Origin of the sequence: Streptomyces pimonensis (assembly GCF_041380215.1) — a bacterium.
In the GTDB taxonomy this organism is placed as follows: Bacteria; Actinomycetota; Actinomycetes; order Streptomycetales; family Streptomycetaceae; genus Streptomyces; species Streptomyces pimonensis.
Genome location: NZ_JAHWZY010000008.1, coordinates 17,987 through 30,710, shown reverse-complemented (window position 1 = coordinate 30,710; position 12,724 = coordinate 17,987). Strand labels below are relative to the sequence as shown.

General features: G+C 72.5%; 12 protein-coding genes and 4 pseudogenes. 5 read left to right on the top strand and 11 right to left on the bottom strand.

The genetic code is table 11. The features are described 5' to 3' along the window. Positions 1-229: 229 nt before the first annotated feature. Entirely contained in the window at positions 230-1,270 is a 1,041-nt protein-coding gene (locus KYY02_RS10370; RefSeq protein WP_371237472.1) for a fatty acid desaturase family protein, read from the bottom strand. Positions 1,271-1,818: 548 nt separating this feature from the next. On the opposite strand from KYY02_RS10370, the pseudogene KYY02_RS10365 reads away from it, so the two are divergent. Both KYY02_RS10365 and KYY02_RS10360 read left to right on the top strand, forming a co-directional pair. Continuing rightward, positions 1,819-2,168, top strand: a pseudogene (locus tag KYY02_RS10365) (2-oxo-4-hydroxy-4-carboxy-5-ureidoimidazoline decarboxylase); the annotation flags it as partial. A gap of 5 nt (positions 2,169-2,173) precedes the next feature. Next, positions 2,174-2,315: pseudogene (locus KYY02_RS10360) on the top strand (hydroxyisourate hydrolase); the annotation flags it as partial. A 139-nt stretch (positions 2,316-2,454) separates the two neighbouring features. On the opposite strand, the gene KYY02_RS10355 reads toward KYY02_RS10360, so the two are convergent. From KYY02_RS10355 to KYY02_RS10320, 8 genes and pseudogenes are all read right to left on the bottom strand, one after another. Further along, entirely contained in the window at positions 2,455-3,045 is a 591-nt protein-coding gene (locus tag KYY02_RS10355; protein ID WP_371237470.1) for a 3'-5' exonuclease, read from the bottom strand. Positions 3,046-3,100: 55 nt separating this feature from the next. Continuing rightward, a complete protein-coding gene (locus KYY02_RS10350) occupies positions 3,101-3,760 on the bottom strand; it encodes a peptidoglycan recognition protein family protein (protein ID WP_371237469.1) in 660 nt (219 codons plus the stop codon). Between the two features lie 107 nt (positions 3,761-3,867). Continuing rightward, the gene (locus tag KYY02_RS10345) at positions 3,868-4,740 is read right to left on the bottom strand and encodes a lysozyme (protein WP_371237467.1); all 873 of its coding nucleotides are present in this window, start codon (positions 4,738-4,740) and stop codon (positions 3,868-3,870) included. A 230-nt stretch (positions 4,741-4,970) separates the two neighbouring features. Continuing rightward, a pseudogene (locus KYY02_RS10340) lies at positions 4,971-5,389 on the bottom strand (acyl-CoA thioesterase); the annotation flags it as partial. A gap of 62 nt (positions 5,390-5,451) precedes the next feature. Then, the gene (locus tag KYY02_RS10335) at positions 5,452-6,087 is read right to left on the bottom strand and encodes a hypothetical protein (RefSeq protein ID WP_371237466.1); all 636 of its coding nucleotides are present in this window, start codon (positions 6,085-6,087) and stop codon (positions 5,452-5,454) included. Continuing rightward, entirely contained in the window at positions 6,084-6,290 is a 207-nt protein-coding gene (locus KYY02_RS10330) for a DUF397 domain-containing protein (RefSeq protein WP_371237714.1), read from the bottom strand. Before KYY02_RS10330 ends, KYY02_RS10335 begins: the two co-directional genes overlap by 4 nt. Further along, a pseudogene (locus KYY02_RS10325) lies at positions 6,290-7,118 on the bottom strand (helix-turn-helix domain-containing protein). Before KYY02_RS10325 ends, KYY02_RS10330 begins: the two are co-directional and overlap by 1 nt. 176 nt (positions 7,119-7,294) lie before the next feature. After that, positions 7,295-8,179 carry a helix-turn-helix transcriptional regulator gene (locus tag KYY02_RS10320; protein ID WP_371237463.1) on the bottom strand — a complete coding sequence of 295 codons (885 nt, stop codon included), beginning with the start codon at positions 8,177-8,179 and terminating at the stop codon, positions 7,295-7,297. Between the two features lie 129 nt (positions 8,180-8,308). On the opposite strand from KYY02_RS10320, the gene KYY02_RS10315 reads away from it, so the two are divergent. Then, on the top strand, positions 8,309-9,214 hold the full coding sequence (locus tag KYY02_RS10315; RefSeq protein ID WP_371237462.1) for an oxidoreductase: 906 nt from the start codon (positions 8,309-8,311) through the stop codon (positions 9,212-9,214). A gap of 171 nt (positions 9,215-9,385) precedes the next feature. Here KYY02_RS10315 and KYY02_RS10310 read toward each other — a convergent pair whose 3' ends face one another. Then, positions 9,386-10,315 carry an MBL fold metallo-hydrolase gene (locus KYY02_RS10310; RefSeq protein WP_371237461.1) on the bottom strand — a complete coding sequence of 310 codons (930 nt, stop codon included), beginning with the start codon at positions 10,313-10,315 and terminating at the stop codon, positions 9,386-9,388. Positions 10,316-10,468: 153 nt separating this feature from the next. Between KYY02_RS10310 and KYY02_RS10305 the strand changes: the two genes are divergently transcribed. Continuing rightward, the gene (locus KYY02_RS10305) at positions 10,469-11,326 is read left to right on the top strand and encodes a helix-turn-helix transcriptional regulator (RefSeq protein ID WP_371237460.1); all 858 of its coding nucleotides are present in this window, start codon (positions 10,469-10,471) and stop codon (positions 11,324-11,326) included. A gap of 78 nt (positions 11,327-11,404) precedes the next feature. Here the strand turns inward: KYY02_RS10305 and KYY02_RS10300 are convergent, their stop codons facing one another. Then, on the bottom strand, positions 11,405-12,211 hold the full coding sequence (locus tag KYY02_RS10300) for an NAD(P)H-binding protein (RefSeq protein WP_371237459.1): 807 nt from the start codon (positions 12,209-12,211) through the stop codon (positions 11,405-11,407). 87 nt (positions 12,212-12,298) lie between these two features. On the opposite strand from KYY02_RS10300, the gene KYY02_RS10295 reads away from it, so the two are divergent. After that, complete coding sequence (locus tag KYY02_RS10295; protein ID WP_371237457.1) at positions 12,299-12,721, top strand: winged helix-turn-helix transcriptional regulator; 423 nt, start codon at positions 12,299-12,301, stop codon at positions 12,719-12,721. Positions 12,722-12,724 lie beyond the last annotated feature (3 nt).

Here is a 12,724-nt window from a genome sequence, read left to right as displayed (position 1 = left end):
GCCGGCCGCCGGGTGAGACCGGATCGTGGAAGCGGTCCGGAGTCCGAGGGGGGACGGGAGGCCGGTGTTCCGGCCGCGTCCGCTCGGGACCGGACTCCCGCCGCTGTGACGGCGAACCAGCCGGACAGGGCGTAAGAAAATCATGGGCGTCGTCGTGGGACCCGCGGAGCGGGGAGGCGGGCCGCCGTGCCGGCCCGCTCCTGCCGCGCCGGCGCCGTCCCCGGACTTCCTAGGCGGGGACGCGGCCGTGCCGCAGGGGCGCCCCTGCCTGGTGGAGGCTGGTGAGGACCTGCCGGTAGGAGGCGATCAGCCCGGTCTCCAGGTAGTCCACGCCCACTTCCTCGCAGTAGCGCCGGACGAGGGCGCGGGCCTTGCGCAGGTTGGGGCTGGGCATGCTGGGGAAGAGATGGTGCTCGATCTGGTGGTTCAGCCCGCCGAGGGCGATGTCGGTGAACCAGCCGCCGCGCACGTTGCGTGAGGTGAGCACCTGGCGGCGGAGGAAGTCCGGGCGGTCGTCGCCCTTCAGGATCGGCATGCCCTTGTGGTTGGGGGCGAAGAGGGAACCGAGGTAGAGACCGAACAGGCCCTGGTGGACGGCGAGGAAGGCGATCGCCATACCGGGCGGCAGGACCCAGAACAGGGCGGTCAGGTACGCCACGCAGTGCGCGGACAACAGGACGCCGTCGAGGAACCGGTGTTTGAGCGAGCGGTTGGCGACCGCCCTTCCGCTCGACACGTGCAGGTTGAGGCCCTCCAGCGTGAGGAGCGGAAAGAACAGGAACGCCTGCCAGCGGCCGAGCAGGCGGGGGAGCCCGGTGGCGGCGCGGGCCTGGTCCTGGGACCAGACCAGCAGGTCGGGGGCGACGTCGGGGTCGAGGTCCTCGTTGTTGGGGTTGGCGTGGTGACGGGTGTGCTTGTCCTGCCACCAGCCGTACCCCATCCCGATGCTCGCTCCGGCGATCCGCCCGGACACCTCGCTGGCCCGGCGCCGGCGGAACACCTGGCGGTGGGCCATGTCATGAGCGACCAGGGCCACCTGACCGAAGACGACGGCCAGGAAGGCGGCGACCGCCAATGTCCACCATGAGCGGCCGACGAGTGCGAAGGCGCTCCATCCGGTGACGTAGAGCCCGGCCACCGCGGTGATCCGGAGCGTGTAGTAGCCGGGGCGGCGCCCCAGCAGTCCGGCGTCCGCGATCTTCCTCGACAGCCGGGCGAAGTCGCTGCCGGAACCCTCGGGACGCGGAGCGCGGGCTGTGACACTTGTCATGATGGTGAGACTCTCTGCGAGGTGGGCAGGTGGCTCGAAGCCGTGCTGTGGGCCTTTGCGGCCGGTGGCGGAGACTGCCCGGAACGGCGGCGTCCGAGGTGTCGGCCAGGCGCGACCCGGTCACCCGGAACGAGCCGGGTTCCCCGCCGGGCGGACATCACTCGGTCGTGGCCGGTGTCCCCGTGACCGGTCCTCTTTTTGTCCGCGGCGGGGTGCGGGGTGCTGTCCTGTGTCGTCTCCCCCGCACCGGACGGGAAGCCGTCCGGTGCGGCAGCGATGAGAGGGGCGGCGGTTCCCCCGGAGGGCTCGTCCGAACCAGCAGGGCGGACTGGGGGGAGGGGGCGGGATGCCGGAACGGCTCCGGACGATGAACCGTCGGCGGACGCCGGGAGCGGAGCCGGTCCGTCGTCGGCGTGTTTGGCGTCCTCGGTCTCCCCAGACTACTCCCCGGCGAGTGAAAGCGGGGTCACGGTTGGTGACGATCCCCCGTTCGCTTCCCTCGCGGTCCTGCAAGAGGGCCGCCGCCCTCCGGGCCCGGCGTGCCCCCCACCGCCGACGACCTGTACGCCGCGGCCGACCTGGACGAGGCGAGGGCCGGGCACCCGCCGATCGGCCGGCCCGAGCCGGGGACGCGGCCTCCGCCCGCGAACGGAGCGGCATGGCCGGCGTCCCGGAAGGGCCGGAGGCCGAGATGCTCGCACCGAACCTGGCCTACCAGGAGGGGTTCGGCCGTGTGTTCCTCGTCTGCGCCGCCGGCCGGACCGGCGAACGGATGCGCGACGCCCCCAGGGAACGCCTCGGCGACACGCCGGAGCAGGAGCGCGGGATCGTCCGCGACGAACCGGGGGAGACCAACCGCATCCGGCCGGCCCGCCTCGCCGCCGTCGAAGAGGACTGACGCACATGAGTACCGACACCACCGCCGCCGTGTCCACGCACGTTCTGGACACCAGCGCCGGACGCCCCGCCGGGGGGCGTCGCCGTCCACCTCGCCGCCCGCTCGGACCGGGACGCGGACCGGCGGGCGCTCGGCGGCTCCGCGACCGCCCCTACGGCCTGATCGAGGCCACCGTCCTGCGCGGCGGCTGCGAGGCGCGGATACCGGCGGACCCCACCCGACCCTGACCGCACGGCACTTCGGCGTGCTCGAAAAGGACGGGCCATGGCAGCGGACCGGCGCATCGTCAAGACCCCGGCCACGCCATGAGGTGGGCGAACAGCTCGGCCTGTTCGATCGCGTCGTCCAGCGCGTGGTGGGTGTGCCGGCGCCGGGGCAACAGCTCGCCGGGCATGGCGCCCTTCGCCACGGCCCGCAGCGGCAGCCCCGCCTTGACGGCGTACAGGGTCTTCATGTCCAGACAGCCCGAGTGCCCGAAGGGACTGGAACCGGTGAAACGGATCAGGTACCAGTACAGGAACGTCCAGTCGTACGACGCCGGGTAACCGCACATCACCGGCTGGGAGCCCACCGCGGCCCCCCGCACCCAGTCGGTGAACTCCCGCATCGTCGCCGCCGGTTCGGCACCCTCGGTACCGAGCCGGTCCCGGTCGAGGCCGCTCACCGCCAGTGCCTCGGGCATGAACTCGTCGCTGATGGGCCGCAGTTCCCGGTAGAACGTCCGCTCCTCGGGATCGGCCGCCCGGAACCCGTCGGCGTCCTGGACCCCGGCGACGGACGCGCCCAGGCTCAACATGGAGTACGGCCCGGGAATGGGTCCGTCGGCCTCGATGTCGACGGAGACGTACAGACTGGGTTTGACGCGTCGTGGTGCCATGGGGCGCAAGGATCGCAGGCCGGGGCGTGTCGCCGCATCCGGAATCCGCCGCCGGTCAGGCCGCCCGGGCCGCCGCCACCTCCTCCCGCAGCCGGGGCAGCATGTCGTGGTACACGCCCGGGCACAGCGTCCCGCCGTAGTCCTTGTGGCCGTAGAGCCGGGCGGAGGGGATGCCGTACCGCGCGCACATGTACGCGCACAGCGTCACCAGGACGTCCCACTGGGCGGCGGGCGGCACCGCGCCCGCGTGGTACGCGCCCTCGCACGCGATGCCGACGGCCTGCTCGTTCTGCCCGGAGGTGTGGGAGCCGAGCACGAAGCTCCGGCCCTCGATGAGCGCCCGGAGGCTGCCGTGCCGGCCCTCGGTGATCCAGCCGCCCCGGCTGACCAGGAAGTGGTAGCCGGTGTCGACCCAGTTGTTCCTGTCCAGGTGCAGGTCCTGCACCCAGTGGGCGTGGGCGTGCGCCTGGGCGCGGGAGAAGTCGGGGCTGTTTGCGCTCACCGTGTGGTGGATGACGATCCTGCTCGGCCGGTACCGCAGGAGGCCGATCGTCCCCCGCGGGGAACGGGCGTTCCAGACCGCGGTGGAGTCGATGTCCGGCTCCACGGGGTCGGCGCCGCGCGCGTGCGCGGTGCCGGGCAGGGCGGTGGCGGCGGCCAGAGTGGCCGCACCGGAGAGCAGGAGGCGGCGCCGGAGGGCGCTGTGAGGATGCACGTCACTCCTCGTGGGGGGGAGGGGGGCGGGGTGGGGGAGTGGTGGGGCCGGCCACGGACGGTCGCCGGCCCCACCGTGCGAGCGCGTGTGCGCCGGGGCCTACGCCGTCACGTGTTGTTGGCGAGCGCCAGCAGCCGGTCGCGTGAGCCGTTGAACCGGTTGCGGTCCACGTTGCCGGAGACGCCGGGGACCGAACCGGTGCTGGTGTACTGCCACACCGTCCAGGTGGGGAAACCGCTCGGGACGGTCGGCGACGACGCGGAGGTCCAGTGCGCCACCCACAGCGGGCTCTTGGCGGACATGCCGGTCCAGTTGCCGGTGCAGGTGTTCCACCAGCTCGCCGTCGTGTAGATGACGACGTCACGGCTCGTGCGCGACTTGTAGGCGGTGTAGAAGTCGTTGATCCAGCTGCGCATCTGCGTGGTGGACAGGCCGTAGCACATCGCCCCGTACGGGTTGTGCTCGATGTCCAGGACGCCCGGCAGGGTGAGGTTGTCGCGCGACCAGCCGCCACCGTTGTCGACGAAGTGGTTCGCCTGGGTGGCGCCGCCGGAGGCGTTGGGGAGCGCGAAGTGGTACGCGCCTCGGATCACGCCGGCGCGGTGGGCGGCGGGGTAGCCGGTGTCGAAGCTCGGGTCCTCGTAGGTGGTGCCCTCGGTCGCCTTCATCCAGGCGAACTGGATGCCGGCGCCGCGCACCGAGGTCCAGTCGACGGCGCCCTGCCAGTGCGAGACGTCGATGCCCTGGACGCCGTCGGTGGGGGCCAGGGTGCCCTGCGGCGGGACCCCTGCCGGGTCGCCCTCGTGGACGCGGGTGCCGACGCCCATGTACGCCTCGCCGGGTTCCACGTGGGCACGGTCCCGGTCGGGCCCCGGCGCGGCGGACGCGCCGGCCGCGGTGGTGGCCGTCAGAGTGAGTGCGGTGCCGAGGACGCCGAGCGCCGTGGCGATCCGTCTGCGGGGGTGGGGGAGAGAGAACATGGGGCTGCCTCCTGACACATGTGGGGATGAGCGAAGGAGGTGACGTCGGCCGCTGCCACCTGGGCAGATCCATACGAATTGACGTGCGCGCGTCATTAGTTACGCACGTGGGTCCCAAGCGTGTAAAGAGCCTTCGCTCCTCTCTGGCGGTCTGGTCCACTGTAGGAGCGGATGGCCAGGAAACTCGGGATCTGGGAGGCGGGAACTTTCAGCGTGTGAAACCCCGGCTGCAGTCCGAACAGCCCCGGGTCCTTTGTGAGGCCCCGGAAGACGTCCCGGGGGTTCGGCACGGGCTTGCGCCGCTCGAGGTCCAGCAGGCCGCCGACCGCCGTGGTCCCGGCCGCCACGGTGCCGTCCGTCTTGGTGATCGTCTGCCCGATGCTGAAGACCTTGCCGCCGCCCCGGGTAAGGACGCAACGCACGTCGGCCTCGTCGCCGGCCAGGAGCTCCCGCCTGTAACGGGTGGTCACCTCCAGGGCGACCGGTCCCACGCCCCGGGAGACGAGTCCGGGACAGGGTGATCCCGGCCTCCTGGAGCAGCGGCCGGCGCGCGCTCCGCGTGGTCGGGGTACACGGCCTGGCCGAGGTGGCCCTGCCCGTCGGTCCCGTACCCGCGCACGGTCACCCGGACGGGGAACGGCTCGCTCATCGCGTCCGGCCCTCTCACGTTTGACCGGTTAACCGTCCGCCCCGCCGATCCCGGCACGCGCCTCACACTCGGCGCGGGGAGGCCAGCAGGTAGCGGGCCCGCGTCCTCGGCTCCGTGTACTCCCCGACCTGCCAGCCGGCCCCCTCCAGCGTGGCCGCACAGGCCCGCAGCGCCTCGCCGTCCGGCTCGTGCACGGCGACCGCCTCGGGCTGCGGGGTCTCCCGCACCCGGTAACCGCCGCCCCCGGCGTCCGCACCGGCCGGGCGGTGTCCGGCGGCCTCCAGGGCGAGCGCGGCGGCCTGCACCAGGTGCGAGCGTTCCCAGCCGCACGGCCGGTCGGTCGCGCCGTCGGGATTGGTCATCCGGCGCAGCTCCAGCATGCCCTGCCAGGCGCTGCGGACTCCCCGGAGCCGGGCGGGGCCCGACTCCGGCGCGGGGTGCTCACCGCCGGTGCGCGCGGCGAACACCCCGGTCGCGGCCGGTGCCTCCACCGGTTCGGGCGCCGTCTCCGCCTCCGCCTCGCGCGCCCGGTGTCCCGCCGGGGTCAGGAAGTGATCGTGCGGCGGCCTCGGATGCCGGAAGGCGAGCCCGCGCTTCACCAGCGCGGCGAGCTGTGCCGGCGTGCCCTTCAGCCGCCCGGTGCCGGGATCGGCGTCGTCGACGAGGCGGCGCTGCGCGGCGGTGAGCGGCCGGGTCATCGGCGTCCGGAGGCGTAGGGGAGGAAGGCGGTCCACTGGTGGGGGGCGAAGGTGAGGCGGGGGCCGTGTATGTGCTTCGAGTCGCGTACGTGGATGGTTGCGGGAGTGAAGGCGACCTCGACGCACTCTGGGCCGTCGTTCGTGCTGTAGCTGCTCTTGAACCACTCCAGCGCGGGACCGTTCCCGGTCGGGCGGTTGGTCATCATGTCTCTCCCAGCAGTTTCTCGATGAAGGCCGGCGACTCACGGGGCGTGAGGGCCTGGGCCCGGATGATGCCATAGCGGATCTCAAGGATCTGGATCTCCCTCGGGGTCGGAGAGCAGCCGACTGATCAGCTGCACTTCGATGTGACCCACGGTTGCCCCCTCCTTCAGCCGCAGCAGTTGAAGTGCCCCCGCGAGCCCCGCGTGGTCCTCACGGTCGGTGGGCAGCACCCGGATTTCCACGTTCCGCCGCTGACCAACTTCCAACAGGAGTTCGAGCTGCTTCCGCATTACCATTCTGCCCCCGAGCGGACGGCGCAGCGTCACCTCTTCCTGGACGAAACCGAAGACGGGAGCAGGCTGTTGATCGAAGATCCTCTGACGCGCCAAGCGCGCCTCGACGAGTTCGTCCACCTGCTCCTCGGTGTACGGAGGCCGCCGCATGCCGTAGATGGCCCGCGTGTACTCCGGTGTCTGCAGTAGGCCGTGCACGACGTGGTTGGGGTAGGCGCACAGCTCGACCGCCTCCTCCTCCAGCTTGGCCAAGTCCCGTACCTTCTTCGGGAACCGGGCCTTCGCCACGTCGTTCTTCAGCCCCGAGATCAGTCCGCCCGCTTCGAGCACCCGGTCCGCCGCGTCGAGGAACTCCTCCATCGGAGCCCTGCGCCCGCGCTCGACGGACGACACCTGCTCCTCGCTGTACCTGATGGCAGTGGCGAGACCGGCCTGGGTCATCCCCTCCCGCTCCTGGCACATCTTGATGACCCGCCCCACGGTCCGCAGGACGGCCGCCGACTCCTCGTCCGCGTCGTAAGGTTCCACGCTCATGTCCCCACACCTTCGGGTCCCGTCCGTGCTCAACCCGACGTCGGTGCGGAACGTCACGCGGCACGGTCCGGACAGGCCCGGACAGCAGGCGTACGGAGACCCCGCGTACCGGCGCCGTCTCCGTGCGGGTCAGGGGCGAACGGACACGCCGAGTGACATGAACGTCGGCATCGGGCTCAGTGCGAGGCGGCCGGTGGGGTCGCCTTCCCGTGCGAGCGGGTCGCGCGCAACGACACGAGGAGGTGCAGCCGGTCCGCGTCGGCGCTGCCCGGCTCGGCGGTGAAGACCAGCATGAACGGACCGGGCCGGCCGGGCAGCGGATAGGTGTCCCAGTCCAGGACGACGTCGCCGACCTCGGGGACACGGAAGGTCTTGGTGCCGCTGACCGCGGCCCGTACGTCGTGCCGGGCCCACAGCCGCCGGAACTCGGCGCTGCGGATGCTCAGTTCGCCGATGATCGCGGTGGCGCGCGGGTGGGCGGGGTCGGTGGCGACGGCGGCGCGCATCATGCCGATGTACTCCAGGGCCTGGCGCTCCCAGTCCGGGCAGCTCCGCTCGCCGGTCAGCGTGTCGTCGAACAGCAGCAGGAGCATGTTGAGCCGGTCGGGCGGGTAGCCGTCCGGGCTGCCGAGCAGCGCCTTTGCCATCGGGTTCCAGGCGAGCAGGTCGAGGTGGCGGCCGAGCACGACCGCCGGGGTGTCCATGACCCGCAGCAGCCGCCGGGTGCTGTCCGGGACCCTCTCCGGACCGCGGTCCGGCCGGGCGGGCACCGGCCGGCGGGCGGCACGGGCCAGGCCGAACAGGTGTCTGCGTTCCGCTTCGTCGAGGCCGAGCGCGCCGGCCAGCGCGTCCAGGACGTCGTCGGACGGGCGTACCTCCCGGCCCTGCTCCATCCGCTGGTAGTAGTCGGTGCTCAGCCCGGCCAGCAGGGCCAGCTCCTCGCGCCGCAGCCCGGTGACCTTGCGTCGGCCGCCCGGCTCCAGGCCGACGTCCCGCGGGCGCAGCCGGTCGCGCCGGGCGCGCAGGAAGTCACCGAGTTCACGGGCGTACGGATGGGTCATGCCGCAAGTGTGCCCTCCCGGTGAGCGCCCGAGGTAGGTCCCGCAGACCTAGGGAAACGGGGACGACCGAACCGGCCCGTACCTCTCCTAGCGTCGTAGGTCCACCCACCGACACCCCAGGAGCAGCAGATGGCCGGATGGACCGCCGACCGCATCCCCGGCCAGCAGGGCAGGATTGCCGTCGTGACCGGCGCGAACTCGGGCCTCGGCCTGATCACGGCCACGGAGCTGGCCCGCCGGGGCGCCCACGTCGTGCTCGCGGTCCGCGACACCGCCGCCGGTGCGGAGGCCGCCCGCCGGATCGGCGGTGACACGGAGGTGCGCGAGCTGGACCTGGCCTCGCTCGACTCCGTCCGCGCGTTCGCCGCGAAGCTGGCCGCCGACCGTCCGGCGGTCGACCTGCTGGTCAACAACGCCGGCCTGGTGCTGCTCGGTCCGCGCCGCACCACCGCCGACGGCTTCGAACTGCACATCGGCACCAACATGCTGGGGCACTTCGCGCTGACCGGCCTGCTGCTCGACGGGCTGGAGGCGGCGAGGGAGGCCCGGGTGGTGAGTCTCAGCTCGATCACCCACAAGAACGCGCACCTCGACTTCGACGACCTGATGTCGGAGCGTGACTACGGGGCCGCTTCCGCCTACGGCCGGTCCAAGCTCGCCACCACGGTCTTCGGCGTCGAGCTGGACCGGCGCCTGCGCGCCGCCGGATCACCGGTCATCAGCACACTGGCCCACCCTGGTCTCACCCGCACCAACCTGACTCCGCGCGCCTGGGAACACCGCGGCCGGCTCGGACAGGTGATCGCGCGGCTCGGCCTGCTGGTCACGCAGCCGGTGGAACAGGGCGCGCTGCCGCAACTGCGCGCCGCGACCGATCCCGGTGTGCGGGGCGGTCAGTTCTTCGGGCCGTCCGGGTTCGGGGAGACACGCGGCCGGTTCACCGAGGCCCGGATCGGCCGGGAGGCGGCCGATCCGGCCGTGGGCGGGCGGCTCTGGGCGGTGGCCGAAGAGCTGACGGGCGTCCGCTACCTGTGAGTCGTCGCCGGCCGGAGAGGACCGCGAGCCAGTGACCCGCTCCCGTGTCCGGCCGGTGTCCCGTGGACGACTCCACCGCGTACGGCTCCGACCGCCCGTAGGGCGTGCACCGGCCGAGCGGCCCCGGATTCCGGGAGCCGGGCCGGACACGGGATCCCTTCGAGCCGGTGGTCAGGTGCGGGAGAAGGGCGCCCAGCCGGAGATCCCGAACCCGGAGCCCTCGCGCCGGATCTCGAAGGCCCCGTGGCCGGGCAGGTGGGCGGGCAGCACGAGGGCGTTGCGGTCGGCGGCGTAGGCGAACATCCGCGCCCGGCTGGCGCGGGCGGCGTCCTCGTCCTCCTCGAAGCAGCTGTTGAGGTGGGGCTCGTGGACCTGGATCGCGCCGTGCAGCAGGTCGCCGGTGAAGACCGCGCGGTCGCCCCCGGACTCGAGGTGGACGACCGAGGAACCCGGAGTGTGCCCGGGCGCCGGTTCGAGCCGGAGGTTGGCGTCGATGACGTGGGAGTCGTCCCAGGTCCTGACGAGCCCGGCGTCGATCACCGGGTCGACGCTGTCCTCGTAGACGTTCTGGTTCCCCCGGCCGAACCTGGTGCGGTGCAGGTTCTCCGGACGCCAGTACTCGACGTCGGGCCGCGGCATGAGGTAGGTCGCGTTGGGGAAGGTGGGCACCCAGTCGCGTCCGTCGAGCCGGGTGTTCCAGCCGACGTGGTCGTCGTGCAGATGGGTGTTGACGACGAGGCCGACGTCCTCCGGCTGGACGCCGGCCGCGGCGAGGTTGCCCAGGTAGTCGGTGTCCAGGTACGACCAGATCGGCTGCAGCGGGCGGTACTTGCCGTTGCCCGCGCCGGTGTCGATCACGATGACCCTGCCCTCGCTGCGCAGCACCCAGGACTGGGTGGCGACGCGCGTCAGGTCGGTGCGGGCGTCCCAGTGGTCCGGGTCCAGCAGGGCGGCGTGCCGCTGCCATTCCTCCGGTTTGCTGCCGGGGAAGAACACGTCCGTCGTCATCGGTGAGACGTCGGAGAACTCGATGACGCGGGTGATCTCGACGTCTCCCAGTTTCACCGTCGTGACCTGGGGCGCTGTCCGGGTGGTGGGCATGTGTCTCCCTCGTTCGGAGCGGGGCCGTGGAACGGCTTCCGCAGGGGGCCGTGTGATCGACTCTGCGGCCCCCCGGCCGGGGCGACCAGTCCCGCTCCTGCCTACCCCTGACAGGTGCAGGCTGCGGACGGCGCCGCCGCGCATACTGGGCCCATGGACCGCAGATCACCACTCGGCGAGTTCCTGAGGGCGCGGCGGGCGCGGTTGAGCCCGGACGACCTCGGCCTGCCCCGGTACGGGGACCGGCGCAGGGTGCCCGGGCTGCGCCGGGAGGAGGTCGCGCTGCTCGCGGGGGTCAGCGCCGGCTACTACACGCGGCTCGAACAGGGACAGCCGGTCAACGCCTCGGCGGAAGTCCTCGACGCGATCGCGACCGCCCTCCGACTGACCCGGGCCGAGCGGGAACACCTGCACGTCCTGTCGACGACGGGTCACCGGACCTGGCCGGAGACGCCCTGCACGGAGCATGCCTCCGGCGATCTGCGCATGCTGCTGACCACCCTGGACCACGTACCCGCCCTCGTCGTGGGCCGCCGCAACGACGTGCTGGCCTGGAACGGGGCCGGGCACGCGCTGCTCGCCGGGCACCTGGACCCCGCATCGCCCGACGACCCCGGCGCCCGCCCCAACCTGTCCCGGCTGGTCTTCCTGGACGCCCCCACCCGCGCTCTCTACCGTGACTGGCCCGCCAAGGCCCGCGCCGTGGTCGGCCATCTGCGCAACCTGACGGCCCGCAACCCGGAAGACGCCTGCCTCGCCGCATTGCTCGGCGAACTGGGCGACCACAGCACCGAGTTCGCCGCCCTGTGGGACGAACACCCCGTCGACCCCTGCGGCCGCGACGTCCACACCCTGGCCCACCCGGTCGTCGGGGACCTCACCGTCACGCAGCAGGCGTTCCAGGTCGCGCAGGAACCGCACCAGTTTTTGGTCACCCTCACCGCAGAGCCCGGATCCCCCTCCGCCGCGGCCCTGACGGCGCTGCGACAGGTGTGCGGCGCCGTCCCGTGACCTCGGCAGGCGTGCCCGACCGGTGAACCCGGGCCGCCGGGGCGTTCCGCCGGGCGCGCGGTGGCCGCCGTCGGGCGCTCACTTCGGCCGTGCGGCGGCCGCGGCGGCCGCGGCCAGCGGATCGCGGATCGGGCGGCCCAGCAGGTCCGCGAGGTCGCGGGTGGTGCCGTCCAGGAAGCCGTGCCGGACGCCGGTGGCGATCGAGACGAGCATGGGCGGCTGGAACGGCAGCAGCCCCGGGGTCTCGTGGAGGAGCCTGCGCCGGTATTCGCCCAGGCCGATGGAGCGGTGCGGGACCCCGAGCCGCGTCGCCACCTGCTCCGCCGTGACCGGCGTGCCGACGAGGTCGTGGACGTGTCCGGAGTGCCGCGCCGGATCGGCCGCGACGAGCGCCGCCGCGTCGGCCAGGTCGGCTCGCGCGACCGCGGCCAGGGCCCCGTCGCCGAACGCGGATTCCAGGGCGTCGTCCGTCCAGGTGAGGAGAGCGCCGAACAGTTCGGCGTAGAGGCCGTTGCGCAGGATCGTCCACGGCAAGCCGCTCCTGCGTACGAGCCGTTCGGTCGCACGGTGGGCCGGTGCGAAACCGAGATGGTCGCCGGCACCGGTCAGGCTGGTGTAGACGACATGGCGGACACCGTCGCGGAGAGCGGCGTCCAGGACCGCCCTGTGCCGCGCCACGACCTGGTCGTCCTCGGCGTAACCGGCGGAGACCAGCACCAGGGCCGACACGCCGGTCAGGTCGAGGCTCGGGTGGTCGTCGAAGTCGAGCCGCCGCATTCCGTCGTCCGGCGTGCGGCTGCCGCCCGTGGCGGCGACGCCGTCGGCGCGCAGCCGTGCGAGAACGGCCGAGCCGAGGTTCCCGTTCGCTCCGGTCACCAGAATCATGTCAGTCGAAGTCTTCCGTCGTGGTTCTCATCGGTAACTACGCTTGATCCTCGACCGCACGCAGACCGGCCACAAGAAGGCATTCCGATGTCACTCACGCACACAGGGGTAACCACCACCCCCGCCGAACTCGACCCCTGTGGACGAGAGGACCACCCCGACTGCGGCATCCGCGACGTCCTGGACCGCATCGGGGACAAGTGGTCGGTGCTCGTGATCGTCGAACTGGCGGGCGGACCCCGCAGGTTCCGTGAACTCCAGCGTGCCGTCGAGGGCATCTCCCAGCGCATGCTCACCCTGACGGTGCGCAGGCTCGAACGTGACGGCCTCGTGCTGCGCACCGTGTACCCGACGGTCCCGGCCCAGGTCGACTACCGCCTCACCGGGACGGGGGCCGGCCTGACCCATCTGGTCAAGGCACTCGCCGACTGGTCCCTGGCCCACCGCGGGGCCGTCGCCGAGGCGCGACGTGCCTACGACCGGACCCACCCCGGCCACGACATCCGCTGACGG

What these genes read in the sequence shown, in the direction of transcription:
- KYY02_RS10370 (WP_371237472.1), bottom strand. Translation starts at nt 1,270, where the DNA reads ATGACAAGTGTCACAGCCCGCGCTCCGCGTCCCGAGGGTTCCGGCAGC.
- KYY02_RS10355 (WP_371237470.1), bottom strand. Translation starts at nt 3,045, where the DNA reads ATGGCACCACGACGCGTCAAACCCAGTCTGTACGTCTCCGTCGACATC.
- KYY02_RS10345 (WP_371237467.1), bottom strand. Translation starts at nt 4,740, where the DNA reads ATGTTCTCTCTCCCCCACCCCCGCAGACGGATCGCCACGGCGCTCGGC.
- KYY02_RS10335 (WP_371237466.1), bottom strand. Translation starts at nt 6,087, where the DNA reads ATGACCCGGCCGCTCACCGCCGCGCAGCGCCGCCTCGTCGACGACGCC.
- KYY02_RS10330 (WP_371237714.1), bottom strand. Translation starts at nt 6,290, where the DNA reads ATGACCAACCGCCCGACCGGGAACGGTCCCGCGCTGGAGTGGTTCAAG.
- KYY02_RS10320 (WP_371237463.1), bottom strand. Translation starts at nt 8,179, where the DNA reads ATGACCCATCCGTACGCCCGTGAACTCGGTGACTTCCTGCGCGCCCGG.
- KYY02_RS10315 (WP_371237462.1), top strand. Translation starts at nt 8,309, where the DNA reads ATGGCCGGATGGACCGCCGACCGCATCCCCGGCCAGCAGGGCAGGATT.
- KYY02_RS10310 (WP_371237461.1), bottom strand. Translation starts at nt 10,315, where the DNA reads ATGCCCACCACCCGGACAGCGCCCCAGGTCACGACGGTGAAACTGGGA.
- KYY02_RS10305 (WP_371237460.1), top strand. Translation starts at nt 10,469, where the DNA reads ATGGACCGCAGATCACCACTCGGCGAGTTCCTGAGGGCGCGGCGGGCG.
- KYY02_RS10300 (WP_371237459.1), bottom strand. Translation starts at nt 12,211, where the DNA reads ATGATTCTGGTGACCGGAGCGAACGGGAACCTCGGCTCGGCCGTTCTC.
- KYY02_RS10295 (WP_371237457.1), top strand. Translation starts at nt 12,299, where the DNA reads ATGTCACTCACGCACACAGGGGTAACCACCACCCCCGCCGAACTCGAC.